The organism is Cetobacterium sp., from assembly GCF_977044495.1.
Genome location: NZ_CDRRQU010000017.1, coordinates 19,323 through 38,335, shown reverse-complemented (window position 1 = coordinate 38,335; position 19,013 = coordinate 19,323). Strand labels below are relative to the sequence as shown.

The following is a 19,013-nucleotide window of genomic DNA, read 5'->3' as shown; positions in this document are numbered from 1 at the left end:
GTACAAAAATTTGTTATATTAATAGATGAATAAAATATTTAGGAGGAAAGTTATGTCATATAATTACAAAGATTTAGGATTATCTAATACTAGAGAAATGTTTGCAAAAGCCAATAGAGAGCACTATGCTGTTCCAGCGTTTAACTTTAATAATATGGAGCAAATGCTAGCGATTGTTGAAGCTTGTGCTGAAATGGGTTCGCCAGTTATATTACAATGTTCAACAGGAGCATTAAAGTATATGACAAAAGAGGTTACTCCACTTTTAGCTAAAGCTGCTGTAGATAGAGCAAGAGCTATGGGATCAGATATTCCAGTGGCGCTTCACTTGGATCATGGTCCAAATTTAGATGCAGTAAAATCATGTATAGATGCAGGATTCTCATCAGTAATGATTGATGGTTCTCACTATCCATTCGAAGAAAATATAGCAGTTACAAAAGAAGTTGTTGAGTATGCAAAGAAGTTTGATGTAACAGTAGAGGCTGAGTTAGGAGTTCTTGCTGGAGTAGAAGATGATGTTGTTGCTGAACATAGTATATTTACAAATCCAGATGAAGTTGAAGAGTTTGTGGCGAGAACTGGGGTGGATTCATTGGCTATCGCTATTGGAACTTCACACGGAGCTCACAAATTTAAACCTGGAACAAATCCAAAATTAGAGTTAGAAATATTGGCTGAAATTGAAAGAAGAATCCCAGGATTTCCAATTGTATTACACGGGTCATCAGCAGTACCTCAAAAGTACGTTGAAGAGATCAAAAAATATGGTGGAATATTAAAAGATGCTATTGGAATTCCTAACACTGAGTTAATGGGAGCAGCAAAATCAGGAGTTGCAAAGATAAACGTAGATACAGATGGAAGACTTGCATTTACAGCAGGAGTGAGAAGAGTATTTGCTGAGCAACCTGAAGAGTTCGATCCAAGAAAATATTTAGGTGTTGCAAAGGAAGAGATGAAGGCGTATTATAAAGAGAAAATTAAAGAAGTTTTTGGCTCAGAGAACGCTTATAAAGCAGCAAAATAGTTAGAAAATTAAAGCCTGTAGATTTTTATCTGCAGGTTTTTTATTATATGAGGGAAAAGTATAGAAAAATTTAACTTGTTCCAACTATTGATTTTTGTTAAAAAATATAGTAATAAAATAACATAAATTCTTTGAAAAAACAAAAATAAAAAATAGGAGGTAAAAATGGCTTGTGATAATAAATTAAAAAAAGAGATGTTTGAAGAGTTAAAAAAGTATATAGAAGCTCTTGAAGAAAAAAATGGAGCATTAATCTCTGTACTTCATAAAGGACAGGAGATTTTTGGATATTTGCCACAAGAAGTACAGGAATTTATTGCAAAAGAGATGAATCTTCCAATTGCAAAAGTGTATGGAGTGGTAAGTTTTTATCACTTCTTCTCAATGAAACCAAAAGGAAAATATCCTATATCAGTTTGCATGGGGACAGCTTGTTATGTAAGAGGAGCTGAAAAAGTTTTAACTAGTGTAAAAAATTATTTAGGAATTGATGTTGGAGAAACAACAGAGGATGGATTATTTTCAATAGATGCACTCAGATGTGTAGGTGCGTGTGGATTAGCTCCAGTGGTTCTAATTGGAAAAGATGTTTATGGAAAAGAAGAAGTTAAAGATATGAAAAAAATATTAGAAAAATATAGAAAAGAAAAAACATCAAAATAAAGGAACGATATTACATTAAAAGTATTTTAGGAGGCTAATTATGAAAGAGAAAAAGAAAATACTTGTTTGCGGTGGTACTGGTTGTTTGTCTGCAAGAGGAGAACAAATTGTAGAAAAACTAAGAAATTCAATTAAAGAGCATGGATTAAAAAATGAAGTAGAAGTTATCCAAACAGGATGTTTTGGATTTTGTGAAAAAGGACCTATAGTAAAAATAATGCCGGAAAATACATTTTATATTGAAGTAAAACCAGAAGATGCAGAAAAAATTATAGTAGAAGACATAATTAGTGAGAAAAAAATTGTAGAATTATTGTATATTGATCCTAAGAGCGGGGAGAGAGTTTTTGAAGGGGAAAATATGGAGTTCTATAAAAAGCAAGTTAGAATTGCTCTTAAAAATTGTGGAACTATAGATCCAGAATCAATTGAGCAATATATAGCAGCTGAAGGTTACGCAGCTTTAAAAAAAGTATTGACAGTAATGACTCCAGAAAGTGTTGTAAAAGTGACTAAAGATTCAGGTTTGAGAGGAAGAGGAGGAGGAGGATATTCAACAGGTTTAAAATGGGAATTTGCCTCTAAAAATATATCAGATCAAAAATATGTAGTGTGCAATGCTGACGAAGGAGATCCGGGTGCTTTTATGGACAGATCTATTTTAGAGGGAGATCCACATAGTGTAATTGAAGGGATGGCCATTGCAGGGTATGCTATAGGAGCAACAAAAGGGTTAGTTTACATAAGAGCAGAGTATCCTTTGGCAATAGAAAGACTTAGAAAAGCTATCGACACGGCTAGAAAGCATAAAATGTTAGGAAAAGAGGTATTTGGAACGAACTTTGAATTTGATATTGAGATAAAATATGGTGCTGGAGCTTTTGTATGTGGGGAAGAAACTGCACTGATACACTCAATGGAAGGAGGAAGAGGAGAACCAACAACAAAACCACCATATCCGGCTGAATCAGGGTATTGGGGAAAACCGACGGTTGTGAATAATGTTGAAACTTTAGCAAATATTGCTCAAATAATTCTAAAAGGAGTAGAGTGGTTTAGAAGCATTGGAACAAAAAACTCTCCGGGAACAAAAGTATTTGCTTTGGCTGGGAAAATAAATAATGTTGGTTTGGTAGAAGTTCCTATGGGAACAACTCTAAGGGAAGTTATTTTTGAGATTGGTGGTGGAATAAAGAATAATAAAAAGTTTAAAGCTGTTCAAACAGGTGGACCATCTGGAGGATGCTTAACAGAAAAGGATTTGGATACTCCAATAGATTTTGATACTCTTTTAGCTAAAGGATCTATGATGGGATCAGGTGGAATGATAGTAATGGATGAGGATGATTGCATGGTTGCAGTGTCAAAGTTCTATTTAGAATTTACTGTTGATGAATCTTGTGGGAAATGTGCACCATGTAGAATAGGAAACACTAGATTATGGGAAATTCTAGATAGAATAACAAAAGGAGAAGGAAGAGAGGAAGATATAGCCCTATTGAAAGAGTTGTCTCAAACTATAAAAACAACTTCTCTTTGTGGATTGGGACAAACTTCACCAAATCCTGTTTTATCCACAATAAGTCAGTTCCTAGACGAATATTTAGAGCATATATATGATAAAAAATGTAGAGCTGGACAGTGTCAAGCTTTAAGAAGATATCTAATTAATGATAAGTGTGTGGGATGTACAGCATGTGCAAGAGTGTGTCCTGTTGCTTGTATTGAAGGAAAAGTAAAAGAGAGACACGTTATAGATCAAAGTAGATGTATAAAATGTGGTGCTTGTTATAACGCTTGTAAGTTTAGTGCAATAGATATAGCTTAGTGGAGGGAATTTATGAAAAATGTTATTGTTATAATAGATGGTAAAGAAGTAGAAGCTTTAGCGGGAACAACAATATTAGAAGCAGCTAAAACAGCTGAAATAAAAATACCAAGCTTATGTTATATGAATATTCCAGAGATTGGCTTTAAAAATGATTGTGCTTCTTGCAGGATATGTGTAGTTGAAGTTGTAGGGAGGAAAAACTTAGTTCCAGCTTGTGCAACTCCGATATCACCGGGAATGATAATAAATACTAATACTATGGAAGTTTTAGAAAAAAGAAGAAATGTATTGGAATTGATGCTATCAAACCATCCAACAGATTGTTTAATATGTGCTAAGAATGGAAAGTGTGATTTACAAACTTTAGCAATGGAGTTTGGAATTAGAGATATAAGATTCAAAGGAAAAATATTTGAATATAGAAGAGAGATTTCGCCATCAATAGTTAGAGATTTAGACAAGTGTATTATGTGTAGAAGATGCGAAAATATGTGTAATAATATTCAAAAATGTCAAGTTTTATCAGCTATCAATAGAGGGTTTAAATCAGTTGTTTCAACAGCTTTTGAATCAGATTTAGACAAGACTAATTGTACATTCTGTGGGCAGTGCGTGGCTGTATGTCCAGTTGGTGCATTGTACGAAAAGGACTATACATGGGGACTTATAAAAGATATCGCAAATCCAAGAAAAAGAGTTACGGTTCAAGTAGCACCTGCAGTGAGAGTTGCTATCGGTGAGGAATTTGGTTACGAACCAGGAACAGATGTAACTGGAAAGTTAGTAACAGCGTTAAAAAAATTAGGTTTTGATGATGTGTTTGATACAGATTTTGCAGCGGATTTAACTATAATGGAAGAAGCGGCAGAGTTTAAACAAAGATTAGAAAAATATTTAAGTGGAAATAAAGATGTAAAACTTCCGATTTTAACATCGTGTTGCCCAGCTTGGGTTAATTTTATTGAGCATCATTATCCAGATATGTTGGATATACCTTCTTCAGCAAAGTCACCACAGCAAATGTTTGGAGCGGTATTGAAAAATATTTGGGGACCAGCAAGAGGAGTTAAAAGAGACGAGATAATAAATGTTTCTATAATGCCTTGCTTAGCAAAAAAATATGAGTCATCAAGACCAGAATTTATAACAGATGGTATACCGGATGTTGACTATTCAATATCTACAAGAGAATTAGCTCATCTTTTAAAGCAATCAAATATAGATTTAAGAAAACTTGAAGAATCAGAATTTGATAATCCTTTGGGGTATTCAACAGGAGCAGCAGTTATTTTTGGTAGAACAGGTGGAGTTATTGAGGCAGCAACAAGAACTTTATATGAATGGGTGACAAATGAAACATTAGAGGATGTAGATTTCAAATCTATGAGAGGAATGGAAGGTATAAAAATAAGTGAGGTTAAAGTTGGGGATACTATTGTAAAAATAGGAATAGCAAATGGTTTATCAGCAGCTAGAGATATCTTGGATAAAGTTAAAAATGGGGAGGAATTTTTTCATGCGATAGAAATTATGGCGTGTAAAGGTGGATGTGTCGGTGGAGGAGGCCAGCCATATCATCACGGAGATTTCGAAAAAATTATAAAAAGAGCAGAGGGATTACAGAGTATAGACAATGGAAAGATTTTTAGGAAATCACATGAAAATCCATATATCCAATCATTATATGAAAAATATTTAGAGCATCCATTGAGTTCAGAAGCCCATAGAATATTACATACAAAATATTACTCTAAATAGGATTTAAAATAATGCAACTATATTAGAAAAAAATAACAGTAGTACCTAACTACTGTTATTTTTTATTACCTTTAACTCTTTACAAAGGAATGACAATGTAATATAATCTTATAGAAGAATATTAAAAAGAAAGATAACCTGTGGGAGGGCAAATGATAAAAAAGGACAGATTGGTAGAAAATTTTTTAGATATGGTAAAAATTTCATCTCCTTCAAAAAATGAGAGAGCTATGGGGGATTATTTATTAAAAATATTAAAGGAGTTAGGGTTAGAAGTAAGGGAAGATAATGCAGGAGAAGTAAATGGTGGAAACTGTGGGAATATAATTGGAATTTTAAGAGCACCAGGAAAGAAAAGATTATTATTCAGTGCTCATATGGATACAGTGGTACCCTGTGAAAAAGTAGTTCCAGTAATAGAAAATGATATAATAAAATCAGATGGGACTTCTATATTGGGGGGAGATGATAAAGGTGGAATTGCTGCTATTATAGAGATGTTAAGAGTGATAAAAGAAAATAATTTGGACCATCCAGAGATAGTTGTAGTTTTTTCTATGGGAGAAGAGATAGGGCTACTGGGATCGAAATCTTTTGATATCAATAGCTATGGTGTAGATTTTGGATTCATACTGGACTCAAGTGGAAAACCAGGGAAGATAATTACAAAGGCCCCATCAGCTGCTAGAGGAAAAATAACAATTATAGGAAAACCGGCACACGCTGGTATTTCACCAGAAAATGGGATAAATGCTTTAACAGTTGCAGCGCATGCAATAACTAAAATAAAATTAGGAAGGATTGACGCTGAAACAACTTCGAATATAGGAGTTGTAAAAGGAGGTCAGGCAACGAACATTGTTATGCCGTCAATAGAGTTGGATTATGAAGCAAGAAGTTTATCAAACGAAAAGTTGAATACTTTGATAAATGAAACATTTGATATATTCCAAAAAGTTTGTAATGAGTTTGGGGCAATATTGGAAAATAATGTAAAGATCGAGTATCCTGGATTTTCATTAGAAGATTGTGAAGAGATTGTGAAAATTGTAAAAACAGCTTGTGAAAAGGTTGGAATTAAAAGTGAAACAGCATCTTCAGGTGGAGGTAGTGACACAAATATTTACAATAGTAAGGGAGTTAAAAGTGTAAATTTAGCTGTTGGAATGACAAAAGTTCATACTTTAGAGGAGTATATCGAGATAAAAGATTTAGTAGATTTATCAAAAATATTAGTTGAAATTGTAAAAGGATAGAGATGAAAATAGGAAGAAAAAAGAGTAAAGTATTAAACATTATATATGTATTCATAATTTTAATGGTTGTAGTTTTTTTTGCAAAAGATGTATTTATGTACACAATGACAGAGATAGAAGAGATTTTATTACCTTTTCAATCGCGGATATATTTTTTAGGTAAAAAGGCTAAAGAGAGCACAGAGAGTGTTATAAATTATAAAGAACTATTAAACGAGAATAATAAATTAAAGCATACCTTGGTGGAGAAATCATTGGTTGAAGAGAAAAATCAAAAGTTACTGGAAGAGAACGATAGACTGAGAGAGCTTCTTAACATGAAAGATCATTTTAAATTTAATTTTAAGGTCGGAAAAATAAGTTTTCAACAGACTCGAGAGATGTATGAAAGTTTTGCCATAAACATTGGTGAGGCAGATGGAATAGAAAAGAATATGCCTGTTTTATTTAATGAATCTCTAATAGGAAAAGTTGAAAAGGTTTTTAAGAACTACTCTATTGTTCAAATGATAACTTTTCAAAATTCGATAGTTAGTGCAACTGCAGCAGGGAATACGGTAGGAATAGTGAAGGGAAATAGAAGTGATGAACTTATATTTGAACCTGTATCATTTCATGAAGCACAGTTAGCTGTGGGAGACAAAGTTTATACTTCAGGAATCAGTGATATATATCCAAAGGGATTATATATTGGTGAAGTGTGTGAAATAAAAAAGAAGTATGAGAACAATGTTGAATATCTTGTAAAATTACCTTTCAATATAATGGATATGAATGAGATAATAGTTCTCACAGAGGTGGATAGATGATAAAAAAAATAGTTGTATTTTTATTGGTGGGGACATCTATTTTCTCATCACCAAATAGAATTTCAGATATAAAAGATATATATGCTACAGTAGAAGAAACAATCTATTTGAATGGAAATAAAAAAGTGAAGGAATATAAAATTGAGTATATCTCACCAGATTATCTGAGAAAAGAGGTAATCTCTCCAACTGTCAATAAAGGAGAGATATTTCAATATGAAAATGAGAAATCATTAGTATATATTCCATTGTTTGATGAAGTATCTGAAAATAATAGTGAAGACGTGAGTAATTTTTTATCAATTATAAAAGATTTAAAAAATAAAGATAAAAATGATAAAAGTTTTATAGATAATTATTATTTAGAGAAAGTGAAAGAGTTAAAATATAAAGATACTTATAAAATAAAAATAAAAGAATATAAAAAGATAGACGGATATCTATTACCAATTAAAATGGAGATATTTGAAAGAGAAAGTAAAGTCGCTGATTTAGATTTGAAAGATACAAAAGTTAATAGTGACCTTAAGAGAAAGGAACTAAAAAATGAAGTTTATAAAAACTAAAGGGTTAGTGATAAAAAAAATAGATTTTGGTGAAGGGGATAGAATCATAACTGTTTTTTCTGAAAATTTCGGAAAGATTGATCTTTTAGTTAAAGGGATTAGAAAAAGTAAAAAAAGAGACCAAAGTTCGGTGGATTTATTAACTCTATCAAATTTTACATTTTATAAAAAAGGTGATAATTTTATATTAAACACAATTGATTCAATAGAATTTTTTTATGATTTGAAAAAAAATATAGAGAAATTGGAAATAGTATCTTATATTCTCTCTGTCATTAATGAAGTGGTTTTGCCAGGAGAGAGAAAAAAAGAGTTTTTCCAAAGAATAGAAAAGGCTTTGTATTTTATTATAAAAAATGAAAATTATAATAATTTTATTATGCTTTTAAAGATGATGAATTGGATTATAAAAAATGAAGGGTATAGAATAGATATATTAGGAGATAAATATTTCAGTATTTCAGAATCAGCTATAACAGATTTTGGAGATGATAAAGTTATACCCCTAAAAAAAGATTTATTTGAGGTATTGGCAAATCTAGAGAAAAAGGTAGAAAATGAAAAAAAAATAGAACTAAACACTTTGGTTGATGCTATCATTCTTTATGAAAAATATATAAATTATCATTTAGATACAAAATTAAGTCTAAAGAAACATTTATTTGGAGGTTACTCATGTTAAACATAGTTAAAATAACTGACTATATGTCAGAAGAACTAATATTACTTAATCTAAAAGCTAAAAATAAAGATGAAGCTTTAAAAGAACTGTCTGCTTTAATAGGAAAATCAGAGAAAATAGAGAAAAAGGATGTTATATATAAAGCTCTTTTGGAAAGAGAAAATCTAGGGAGTACGGGGATAGGAAAAGGGGTAGCAATACCACATGCCAAAACTGATGCAGCGGAAAGTTTAACAATAGCTTTTGGAATAAGTAAAGAAGGAGTAGATTTTAAATCTTTAGATCAAGAGAAAGTAAAAATATTTTTTGTATTCGCATCACCATTTAAGGATAGTCAAATTTATCTAAAAGTATTAGCGAGAATTTCAAGACTAATAAGAGATGAAAATTTTAGAGAAAAGCTTTTAAACTGTGAAAATGCAAAAGAGGTGTTAGAGTGTATAGACAAAGAGGAAGCTTTGTAGGGAGAGAGTATGAGATGTCCATTTTGCAATAGTGAAGACACAAAAGTAATAGATAGTAGAGCATTTTCTGAGAACAACTCCATAAAAAGAAGAAGGGAATGTAATAGCTGTGAAAAAAGATTTACTACCTATGAAAGAATAGAAGAAAATCCAATTTATGTTGTAAAGAAAAATAAAAGTAGAGAAAAATTTAATAAAGAAAAGCTTTTAAGAGGATTGGAAAGAGCAACTAACAAAAGGAATATAAGTAGAGATGATTTAGAGCGATTTATTGCTGATGTGGAAAAAGTGATACAAAATACTTTGAAAAATGAGATAACAACACAGGAAGTAGGCGAACTTGTACTAAAGAAATTAAAAGAATTAGACGAAGTGGCATATGTCAGATTCGCGTCTGTATACAAAGAGTTTGATGACATAAAATCTTTTATAGATGTTGTGGAGGATATAAAAAAGGATAAAGAGATATGAATATTTTAATAATAAATGGACCAAATTTAAATTTTTTGGGAAAACGAGAACCTACAATATATGGGAATGAAACTTTAGAATCAATCAATGGTAAAATCAAAGAGTTCGGTATGGATTCTGGAATGAAAATAGAATTTTTTCAATCTAATCATGAAGGTTATATAATTGACAAGATACAAGAAAGTTATAAAAAAATTGATTATTTAATAATAAATCCTGGAGCATTGACGCATTATGGAATAGGAATAAGAGATGCAATTTTGTCGACTAATTTAAAAACAATAGAAGTTCATTTATCTAATGTGTATTCTCGAGAAGAATTTAGACATAAATCTGTAATATCGGATATATGTATAGGAAAAATTGCTGGGTTTGGTTCTGAAGGTTATAAAATGGCTCTTCAATATTTGAGTAGTTTAAAGAAGTAGGAGGCAAAATGAGAATTTTATTTATGGGAACACCAGAGTTTGCAGTTCCATCATTGGATATATTAAGAAAGAAGCATGATATAGTTGGAATATTCACAAAGGTAGATAAGCCTAATACCAGAGGAAAAAAAATAAAATATACACCTGTTAAAGAATACGGGATGAAAAATAATATACCTGTTTATCAGCCTAATTCGCTGAAATCAGAAGAAACGTTTAATTTAGTAAAAGAGTTGAATCCGGATTTAATTGTTGTAGTTGCATATGGAAAAATAATACCAAATAATATAATTGATTTTCCAAAATTTGGAATAATAAATGTGCACTCATCATTACTTCCAAAATTTAGAGGTGCAGCACCAATTAATGCTGCAATAATAGCTGGAGAAAAAGAAACAGGTGTCACTATTATGGATATCGCTGAAGAGTTAGATGCCGGTGATATTATACTGAAAGGAACTACTCCAATTCATGAAGAGGACACTTTTTTAACACTTCATGACAGGTTAAAAGATATAGGGGCTGAAAAGTTAAATGAGGCAGTTGATCAAATAGAAAAAAGGATAGCAAAAAGAGAAAAACAGAACCATGAGTTAGCAACATTTGTGAAGCCATATAAAAAAATAGATTGTTTGATTGATTGGAATAAAAATAAAGAGGAAATTTTTAATTTTGTAAGAGGAATGAATCCATTTCCAACAGCATATACATATCATAATGATAAAATTTTAAAAGTTTACGCTGTTGAAAAATTTGATAGAGTCTATGAAAATGGGGAAAATGGTGAAATAGTAGATTCAATTAAAGGGAAGGGATTTGTAGTAAAAGTGGGTGAAGGTAGTATAATTTTGATTGAGATTAAACCTGAGAATAAAAAAAATATATCTGGGAAAGATAGTATAAACGGAAATCTATTTAAAATAGGTGAAGTTTTAAAATAAAAAAATAGGGGGAGAAGTTAAATAATGAAGACTTCAGAAAAGAGAGAAAAAATTTCAAGAAAAACTATACAAAGGCTAACAATGTATTTAAAATGTTTGGAGAAATTTTCACCAGATGATTATATATCGTCGGAAGAGATGGGAGTTCTGTTAGGAGTAACAGCTGCTCAAATCAGAAAAGATCTTTCAAATTTTATAATGGATTTAGATTGTTGTATAGGAATAAGGGGCAAGGGGTATAATGTAAAGTGTCTTTGTGAAATGATTGAGGATATATTAGGAATAAACAAACAAAATAATGTAATTATTGTTGGAGCTGGAAAATTGGGGAATGCTATTTTACTAGAGGGTGATATAGAAAAGCCAAGATTTAATATTGTGGGAATTTTTGATATTACAAAGAGCAGAATTGGTAAAGAGTATAAAGGTATAAAAATAAGTAGTGTAAGTGATATACCGAAAGTTGCATCTGAGAAAAAAATAGATATGGCAATTATAACAGAGAGTAAATCTATAGCTCAGCAGGTGACAGACATAGTTATTCAATCTGGTATAAAGGCTATACTCAATATGACTTCTCTAGAGATAAAGGTATCAAAGGATGTTGTGATTGAACACATAGACTTAAATAGAAAGCTTCAAGAATTGAATTACTGGAAGAAAAAGGCGGAATAGTGATGAAGATTTTAGATGGTAAATATGTATCTCAAAAAGTAAGAGATTTAATAAAAAAAGAGATAGCTGAAATAAGAGAAGCTAAAGGCATAGTTCCGGGACTGGCAGTAATACAGGCGGGAGATAACTTAGCATCTAAAATTTATGTTAATTCTAAGATTAAACAATGTAAAGAGGTAGGAATAGAATCGAAAAATTTTATTATGTCGGCAGAAGTGACAGAAAAAGAGATTTTAGAGAAAATAGAAGAGTTAAATAGGGATGAAACAATTGATGGAATACTGGTTCAATTACCATTGCCAGATCATATAGATACACCAAAAGTAATAGAAGCAATAGATATAAATAAAGATGTAGATGGTTTTAAGCCAGAAAATTTAGGGAAAGTTGTTTTGGGAGATGAAACAGCACTGATTTCCTGTACCCCAGCAGGTATATTGAAATTATTTGAAGAGTATGAGATAGCTTTAGAAGGAAAAGATATCGTTGTTATAGGAAGAAGTAATATTGTTGGAAAGCCCATGACAGCACTTCTGATAAATGAAGGAGCGACAGTAACGGTTTGTAATAGTAAGACAAAAGATCTTACAGAAAAAACAAAAAATGCAGATGTTATAATAGTAGCTATTGGAAAAGCCAATTTTTTAAAAGGGGATATGATTAAAACGGGTGCTATTATAATAGATGTAGGAATAAATAGAGATGAAAATAATAAAATTTGTGGAGATGTAGATTTTGAATCTGTAAAAGAAAAGGTATCGTATATGACACCTGTTCCAGGGGGAGTAGGTCCTATGACTATAGCAATGCTGCTTAATAATACACTGAAGGCATTCAAAATTGGAAAAAAAATATAGGGGAGAGTTTAGAAATGGATAAGAAAGAATTTTATATTGTAGATAAGAGGATACTACCAAATTCAATTCAAAGTGTTATAAAAGTAAATGAAATTGTTCAAGCTGAAAGAATATCGAAATATGAAGCAATAAAAAGGGTTGGAATAAGTAGAAGTACATACTATAAATATAAGGATTATATCAAACCATTTTTTGAAGGTGGAAAAGAAAAGGTATTTAGTATACACCTATCTTTGGTAGATAGACCTGGAATTTTAGCGAGAGTTTTAGATATTATAGCAGGAGAACAAATGAATATTTTGACAATTGTTCAAAATATAGCAATAGATGGGGTAAGCAGAGTGACTATTTCGATACAAACAACAGAAAATCTACTTAGAAAAATAGAAGAGATGTTAGAAAAAATAAGTGCTTTAGATTCTGTAAAGGAATTAAGAGTAATAGGAAGTAATTAAGGAGGAGTAATGAAATTAGATTTAGAAAGCATAAAAAAATTGGCTAAAAGTATAGAAGAGCATAATCTTTCTGAAATTAGTGTAGAAATTGATGGAACAAAACTTACTATGAAAAAAGAAGAATTGAGACAAGAAATGATAACATCAACAATCAGGTATGCTGAACAGCCTATTGTACATAGCAAGGAAATACAAATAGAAGAGATTGACACTCCTTTGGAAATTTTAGAAGGAAAAGAGATAATCTCACCAATGGTTGGGACATACTATTCAGCTCCATCACCAGATTCTGAAGATTTTATAAAAATAGGTGATAAGGTTGAAATAGGTGACACTGTATGTATAGTAGAAGCTATGAAAATGATGAATGAAGTTAAATCTCCAGTGGCTGGAACTATTGTGGCTTTAAAAGCTGAAAATGGAAAAGTGGTTAAAAAAGGAGATGTATTATTTTTAGTAAAATAAGGAAAGCGAACAGCTTTCCTTTTTATTCGTTACCAAACTATATTTTAAAAAGCACAGTATGTTGTTTTTTATGGAGAATTATGGTAGAATATGTAAGCATTCAATTTAAAAAATAAGGAAGGTGTATTATAAAGTTGGACACGTATCGTGATATTATTATATTAGTTGTATTAATTTTACTATCTGGTTTTTTTTCAGCCTCGGAAACAGCATTGACATCTTTTAAAACAACAGATTTAGAAGATATAGAGAAGTCGAATAAGAAAACAGCACATTTATTAAAAAAGTGGTTAAAAAGTCCAAATGAGATTTTAACAGGGATGCTTTTAGGGAATAATATAGTAAATATTTTAGGATCATCTATTGCTACTGCTTTAGCAATTAATATAATGGGAAATTCTCCTAGGAGTTTAGCTATTGTAACAGGGATTATGACAGTTTTAATTCTTATATTTGGAGAGATAACACCGAAAATAATGGCCAAAAATAATTCTAAAGGATTTTCAAAACTAGTAATTGCTCCAATGTATTATTTTGGTGTAATAATGAAACCAATTGTAAAAGTTTTGATGTGGACCTCAATATTAATTGGTAGAATTTTAGGAGTTGAAGTAAAAACTGAAAATATAATGTTTACAGAGGAGGATTTAATATCTTTTGTAAATGTAGGTGAAGCTGAAGGTATTATAGAGGAAGAAGAAAAAGAAATGATTCATTCGATTGTGGGATTGGGTGAGACTAATGCAAAAGAGATCATGACTCCAAGAACTTCAATGTTTGCGGTTGAAGGAAATAAAACTTTAGATGATATTTGGGATGAAATGATAGAAGCTGGATTTTCAAGAATACCTGTCTATGAAGATACTATTGATAATATTATAGGAGTTTTATACACTAAAGATGTTTTAAACTATTTAAAAGAACATAGCACTGATACTCAGATTAAGGAGTTAGTAAGAGAGGCTTATTTTGTTCCTGAAACAAAATCAATCATAGAAATTTTACAGGAGTTTAAAAGTAAAAAAGTTCATATTGCTCTTGTATTGGATGAATATGGTGGTATCGGAGGAATTTTAACAATAGAGGATTTATTGGAAGAGATTGTTGGAGAGATTCGAGATGAATTTGACAACGAAGAGGAAGAGAGTATAAAAGAGATTGACGACAATAGATATGAAGTTGATGCAATGCTTGACATAGAAACAATAAATAAGAACTTGAATATTGATTTACCAATATCAGAGGACTATGAAAGTCTGGGTGGGCTTATAATGTCAGAACTTGGGAAAATTCCTGCAATAGGTGATATTGTAGACTTTCAAAATGTCAGATTAGTGGTAGTTGAAGTTGAAAAGATGAGAGTGTCTAAGGTAGAGATACAAAGAGGAGAATAAAAGATGAAAAGAGTAAAAGCCAGTTTTTATAGTGGGTTGATTGCTATATTACCTATAGTGATTACAGTGTACATTTTTAACTGGATATTTCAGATTTTCTTAAATTTATTACAAGATTCATTTTTAACAGTAGCGATAAGAACACTTGTTTTACAAACTGGGTTGAGAAAAGAGCAAGATCTTCAACTATACACTCAAATATTGATAAATGTCTTGTCATTTGTTACATTGATATTGTTGTTGATAGCGATTGGAACAGCTATGAGAATATTTTTATTTAAAAAAATAGGAAGTTATTTAAATAACCTTTTGGCAAAAATACCGCTATTTAGTCAAATTTATAGTACAATAACTCAGATAATATCTTTATTCGCATCAGATAGACAAAAATCATACCAAAAAGTCGTAATGTTTGAATATCCTAGGCGTGGAATTTATAGTATAGGATTTATGACTTCAGATGGAAACCATTTTGTTGAAGAAGTAACTGGTGAACCAATGTGTAATGTATTTTTACCGACATCTCCAAATCCTACTTCAGGGATGTTTGTAGTTTTAAAAAAATCAGAGATAAGAATCTTAGATTTAAAAGTGGATGATGCAATAAAGCTTATAATTTCAGGAGGAGTAATATTACCACCAAATAATAAAAAGGAGAACTAAATGCGGAAATATCTTTTTTTAGTTTTTGTGCTAATTGGGTGTAGCAGTAGTGAGGTAGTAAAAACAGGAAAAAATCTTGAAACAAAAAATGAAAAGTATTTACTGCTTAAAGGAGCTAATTTATACTCTCTAGGTAGGAAAGGTGAAGCATTAGAGATATACGAGGAGATACTAAAAATTAATAGTAAAAATAGCATAGCACTGAGAGAAAAAGCAATAATTGAAGGACAACTTGGAAATATTACTCAAGCTGAACAGGATTTGACTAATGCTCTATTACTTAATCCAAAAGATTATTTAACTTTAAAGAATTTAAGTTATTTAAATTTTGAAAAAAGAAATTACAGCAAAAGCTCGAAGTATTTGAAAAGTGTTCCAAAAGATTTTATGGATGATCAAGATTACTTTATTTTAGGATATATAGAATTTTTAAATGGAAATTATTTAAACTCTTTAAAATACTATGAAAATATAGAAGATGATGGGATATTTAATAACAGTTTATTTTTTGATTCTTATTTGAATAATTTGGAGAGAATAGATAATCTAAAAAAAGATTCATATCTTAAAATTGAAGATAAAATTAAATATAGCAAAGTTAATACAATTAAATTATCAAATTTTTATAGTTTATTATTAAGAAAAGATGAATACTCAGAAAGAGTTTTAAAAAACTATTTAGTTTATAATGAGATTGATAGAGATATAGTGGAAAAGTTGATAAGTATATATTATAAAAATGGAAATAAAATAAAAGAAAAAGAGGCTTTAAATTTAATTTTAAACTAGTATAGGTGTAATTTATAATGAAGCTTTTAAAGGCAATATCGAGGAGGAATTACATGGATTTAAAAAAATATGTAGCATTGGTAGAAGATTATCCGAAACCAGGAATAAAATTTAGGGATATAACTCCGTTAATGGGAAATGGTGAAGCTTATAAATATGCGACAGATAAGGTTGTGGAATTTGCAAAAGAGCACAATATAGATTTAGTTGTAGGACCGGAAGCAAGGGGATTTATATTTGGATGTCCAGTATCTTATGCCTTAGGTGTTGGATTTGCTCCAGTTAGAAAACCGGGGAAATTACCAAGAGAAGTAGTTGAATACGCATATGACTTAGAATATGGTTCAAATGTATTATGTATGCATAAAGATTCTTTAAAACCTGGGCAAAGAGTATTAATAGTTGATGATCTATTAGCGACTGGAGGAACTATAGAAGCTACGGTTAAATTAATAGAAGAGTTAGGTGGAGTAGTGGCAGGATTGGCATTTTTAATTGAACTAGAGGACTTAAAAGGTAAAGAGAAATTAAAAGGTTATCCGATATTGACTCTAATGAAGTATTAATAACTTTTAAGGCGGCACAGCTTTGTGTCGCCTTATTTGTATAGGATTATTAAGGAAAGAGGTGTATTATGAAATATTGGCAAGAAATAGAAAGTGAAATAGATAAGCATAACTTAAAAGTGGACAAAGAAAAGATTAAAATGGCTTTCTTTTTTGCAGAAGAATGCCATATAGGACAATACAGAAAATCAGGAGACAGCTATATAATACATCCTGTGGAAGTGACAAAAATATTAATAGATATGAAAATGGATACGGAGGGTATAATAGCTGGAATACTCCATGATATAGTTGAAGATACATTGATAACTATTGCAGATATAAAATATAATTTTGGTGATGAAGTTGCACATCTTGTTGATGGTGTTACAAAATTGGATCATCTACCCAATGGAACTAAAAAGCAAGATGAAAATATTAGAAAAATGATAATAGCTATGGCAAAAGATGTTAGAGTCATTATTATAAAATTAGCAGATAGACTTCATAATATGAGAACATTGAAATTTATGCCACCGGAGAAACAAAAAAGAATAGCTCAAGAAACACTTTCCATATATGCTCCTTTGGCTCATAGATTGGGGATAGCTAAAATAAAGTGGGAGTTAGAAGATATGTCTCTTCATTATCTAGAACCAGAGAAATATAAAGAGATTAAAGCGTTGATTGATGAAAAAAAAGACGAAAGAAAAAAGTACTTAGATGATATGGTAGACAATATAACACGCTTATTAAATGAAGTTCAAATCTATGCAAAAGTAAAAGGAAGATTTAAACATTTTTATAGTATTTATAAAAAAATGTTTGAGAAAGGCAAAGATTTTGACGGAATTTATGATTTAATAGGAATCAGAATAATTTTGAATACAGAAGCGGAGTGTTACAATACTTTGGGAGTTATTCATAGCAATTATAGACCAGTGCCTGGAAGATTCAAAGATTATATTGCCGTTCCTAAATCAAATAACTATCAATCAATCCACACAACAATAGTAGGTCCTTTAGGAAAATTTGTTGAAATTCAAATTAGAACAGAGGAGATGGATAGAGTAGCTGAAGAAGGAGTTGCGGCTCACTGGAGTTATAAAGAAAATAAAAAAATAAGCAAAAAAGATCAGGTTTATGGATGGCTAAGAAATATTGTAGAGTTGAGTCAGGGAGCAGAAAATACAGAAGAATTTATAAAAGAAGTGACTGGAGATATAGTGAAAGAAACAGTCTTTGTATTTTCTCCAAAAGGTGATGTTGTTGAATTAGCTCAAGGGGCTACACCAATAGATTTTGCTTTTAATATACATACAGAAATTGGAATAAAATGTGTGGGAGCAAAGGTCAATGGAAAAATAGTTCCGTTAGATTATAAACTAAATAATGGTGACAGAGTCGAAATTATTACATCTAAAACAGGTAGAGGACCAGGGAATGATTGGCTAGATATTGTAGCTACACAAAGTGCGAAAAGTAAAATAAAAAAATGGTTAAAAGATCAAAAATTTGATGAGAATATCAAAATTGGAAAAGAGTTAATTGAAAAAGAAGTTGGAAAATTAGGAATGTCTTTAAAAGAATTTGAAGAAAGCCCAATTTTAAAAAAACATTTAGAAAAACATAATATTCCTACTTTAAACGACTTTTACTTTCATATGGGAGAAAGTAAAAGCAAAGTTGATGTTATTGTGGCAAAATTAAAGTTGGAACAGGAAAAAAGTAAAGCTTATATAGAAAGTAATTTGGAAGATTTCATTAAAGATCCTATAAAGAAAAAATCTGCCAAAAAAGATGATCAAGGAATAATAATTGATGGTGCAGAAAACACCTTAATAAGATTTGCAAGGTGTTGTACTCCTCTTCCTGGAGATGATATAGGGGGATATGTAACAAAGTTAACTGGTATAGCTATCCATAGAAAAGATTGTCCAAATTATATTTCAATGGTTAATCACGATCCTGCAAGAGTTATAGATGTTCGTTGGGATGAAAAACTTTTAGAGGCTCCACTGAAAAAAAATAAATATACATTTGCTTTTACAATAAAAGCTATAGATAGACAAAACATACTTATGGATGTTGTAACACTGATTTCAAATCATAAGATAAATGTATTATCATTGAATTCTTATAATATAAAAAGAGGATTAGATACAATCGCTATTATAAAGGTGACAGTTGAATTAAATAATAAAGATGAGTATAAGCAATTAGTCAATCATTTATTAAAAATAAAAGATGTAATATCAGTAGAAAGATAGG

Annotated in this window: 21 protein-coding genes; all 21 read left to right on the top strand. The window is 30.6% G+C overall.

Features of this window, described 5'->3' with window-relative positions; all coding sequences use genetic code 11:
- Positions 1 to 52: 52 nt before the first annotated feature.
- The gene (gene fba, locus ACWI69_RS05855) at positions 53 to 1,030 is read left to right on the top strand and encodes a class II fructose-1,6-bisphosphate aldolase (protein WP_448820914.1); all 978 of its coding nucleotides are present in this window, start codon (positions 53 to 55) and stop codon (positions 1,028 to 1,030) included.
- A gap of 165 nt (positions 1,031 to 1,195) precedes the next feature.
- A complete protein-coding gene (locus ACWI69_RS05850) occupies positions 1,196 to 1,693 on the top strand; it encodes an NADH-quinone oxidoreductase subunit NuoE family protein (protein ID WP_448820913.1) in 498 nt (165 codons plus the stop codon).
- Between the two features lie 40 nt (positions 1,694 to 1,733).
- The gene (locus ACWI69_RS05845) at positions 1,734 to 3,521 is read left to right on the top strand and encodes an NADH-ubiquinone oxidoreductase-F iron-sulfur binding region domain-containing protein (RefSeq protein ID WP_448820912.1); all 1,788 of its coding nucleotides are present in this window, start codon (positions 1,734 to 1,736) and stop codon (positions 3,519 to 3,521) included.
- A 12-nt stretch (positions 3,522 to 3,533) separates the two neighbouring features.
- Positions 3,534 to 5,282, top strand: a complete 1,749-nt coding sequence (locus ACWI69_RS05840; protein ID WP_448820911.1) for an NADH-dependent [FeFe] hydrogenase, group A6 — start codon at positions 3,534 to 3,536, stop codon at positions 5,280 to 5,282.
- A gap of 152 nt (positions 5,283 to 5,434) precedes the next feature.
- On the top strand, positions 5,435 to 6,538 hold the full coding sequence (locus tag ACWI69_RS05835) for a M20/M25/M40 family metallo-hydrolase (RefSeq protein ID WP_448820910.1): 1,104 nt from the start codon (positions 5,435 to 5,437) through the stop codon (positions 6,536 to 6,538).
- Between the two features lie 2 nt (positions 6,539 to 6,540).
- Entirely contained in the window at positions 6,541 to 7,347 is an 807-nt protein-coding gene (gene mreC / locus ACWI69_RS05830) for a rod shape-determining protein MreC (RefSeq protein ID WP_448820909.1), read from the top strand.
- On the top strand, positions 7,344 to 7,913 hold the full coding sequence (locus ACWI69_RS05825; protein ID WP_448820908.1) for a hypothetical protein: 570 nt from the start codon (positions 7,344 to 7,346) through the stop codon (positions 7,911 to 7,913). The genes mreC and ACWI69_RS05825 overlap by 4 nt, the downstream gene beginning before the upstream one ends.
- A complete protein-coding gene (gene recO, locus ACWI69_RS05820) occupies positions 7,894 to 8,595 on the top strand; it encodes a DNA repair protein RecO (RefSeq protein ID WP_448820907.1) in 702 nt (233 codons plus the stop codon). The genes ACWI69_RS05825 and recO overlap by 20 nt, the downstream gene beginning before the upstream one ends.
- Positions 8,589 to 9,059: a PTS sugar transporter subunit IIA gene (locus ACWI69_RS05815; RefSeq protein WP_023051861.1), complete on the top strand. Its 471-nt coding sequence runs from the start codon at positions 8,589 to 8,591 to the stop codon at positions 9,057 to 9,059. Before recO ends, ACWI69_RS05815 begins: the two co-directional genes overlap by 7 nt.
- A gap of 9 nt (positions 9,060 to 9,068) precedes the next feature.
- The gene (gene nrdR, locus ACWI69_RS05810; RefSeq protein WP_448820906.1) at positions 9,069 to 9,530 is read left to right on the top strand and encodes a transcriptional regulator NrdR; all 462 of its coding nucleotides are present in this window, start codon (positions 9,069 to 9,071) and stop codon (positions 9,528 to 9,530) included.
- Positions 9,527 to 9,958 carry a type II 3-dehydroquinate dehydratase gene (gene aroQ, locus ACWI69_RS05805; protein WP_448820905.1) on the top strand — a complete coding sequence of 144 codons (432 nt, stop codon included), beginning with the start codon at positions 9,527 to 9,529 and terminating at the stop codon, positions 9,956 to 9,958. The genes nrdR and aroQ overlap by 4 nt, the downstream gene beginning before the upstream one ends.
- Positions 9,959 to 9,966: 8 nt before the next feature.
- Positions 9,967 to 10,899: a methionyl-tRNA formyltransferase gene (gene fmt, locus ACWI69_RS05800; protein WP_448820904.1), complete on the top strand. Its 933-nt coding sequence runs from the start codon at positions 9,967 to 9,969 to the stop codon at positions 10,897 to 10,899.
- Between the two features lie 24 nt (positions 10,900 to 10,923).
- Positions 10,924 to 11,574 carry a redox-sensing transcriptional repressor Rex gene (locus ACWI69_RS05795; RefSeq protein ID WP_448820903.1) on the top strand — a complete coding sequence of 217 codons (651 nt, stop codon included), beginning with the start codon at positions 10,924 to 10,926 and terminating at the stop codon, positions 11,572 to 11,574.
- A 2-nt stretch (positions 11,575 to 11,576) separates the two neighbouring features.
- Positions 11,577 to 12,431: a bifunctional methylenetetrahydrofolate dehydrogenase/methenyltetrahydrofolate cyclohydrolase FolD gene (folD, locus tag ACWI69_RS05790; RefSeq protein ID WP_448820902.1), complete on the top strand. Its 855-nt coding sequence runs from the start codon at positions 11,577 to 11,579 to the stop codon at positions 12,429 to 12,431.
- A gap of 14 nt (positions 12,432 to 12,445) precedes the next feature.
- Positions 12,446 to 12,886, top strand: coding sequence for an ACT domain-containing protein (locus ACWI69_RS05785; RefSeq protein WP_448820901.1), 441 nt, complete (start codon positions 12,446 to 12,448; stop codon positions 12,884 to 12,886).
- A gap of 9 nt (positions 12,887 to 12,895) precedes the next feature.
- Positions 12,896 to 13,351: an acetyl-CoA carboxylase biotin carboxyl carrier protein gene (accB, locus tag ACWI69_RS05780; RefSeq protein WP_448820900.1), complete on the top strand. Its 456-nt coding sequence runs from the start codon at positions 12,896 to 12,898 to the stop codon at positions 13,349 to 13,351.
- 134 nt (positions 13,352 to 13,485) lie between these two features.
- The gene (locus ACWI69_RS05775) at positions 13,486 to 14,745 is read left to right on the top strand and encodes a hemolysin family protein (RefSeq protein ID WP_448820899.1); all 1,260 of its coding nucleotides are present in this window, start codon (positions 13,486 to 13,488) and stop codon (positions 14,743 to 14,745) included.
- Positions 14,746 to 14,748: 3 nt separating this feature from the next.
- Positions 14,749 to 15,408 (top strand): DUF502 domain-containing protein, encoded by a 660-nt coding sequence (locus tag ACWI69_RS05770; protein ID WP_448820898.1) that lies wholly within the window; start codon positions 14,749 to 14,751, stop codon positions 15,406 to 15,408.
- Positions 15,409 to 16,197: a tetratricopeptide repeat protein gene (locus ACWI69_RS05765; RefSeq protein WP_448820897.1), complete on the top strand. Its 789-nt coding sequence runs from the start codon at positions 15,409 to 15,411 to the stop codon at positions 16,195 to 16,197.
- Positions 16,198 to 16,250: 53 nt separating this feature from the next.
- Positions 16,251 to 16,763, top strand: a complete 513-nt coding sequence (locus tag ACWI69_RS05760; RefSeq protein ID WP_448820896.1) for an adenine phosphoribosyltransferase — start codon at positions 16,251 to 16,253, stop codon at positions 16,761 to 16,763.
- 68 nt (positions 16,764 to 16,831) lie between these two features.
- The gene (locus ACWI69_RS05755) at positions 16,832 to 19,012 is read left to right on the top strand and encodes a RelA/SpoT family protein (protein WP_448820895.1); all 2,181 of its coding nucleotides are present in this window, start codon (positions 16,832 to 16,834) and stop codon (positions 19,010 to 19,012) included.
- Position 19,013: the final 1 nt, after the last annotated feature.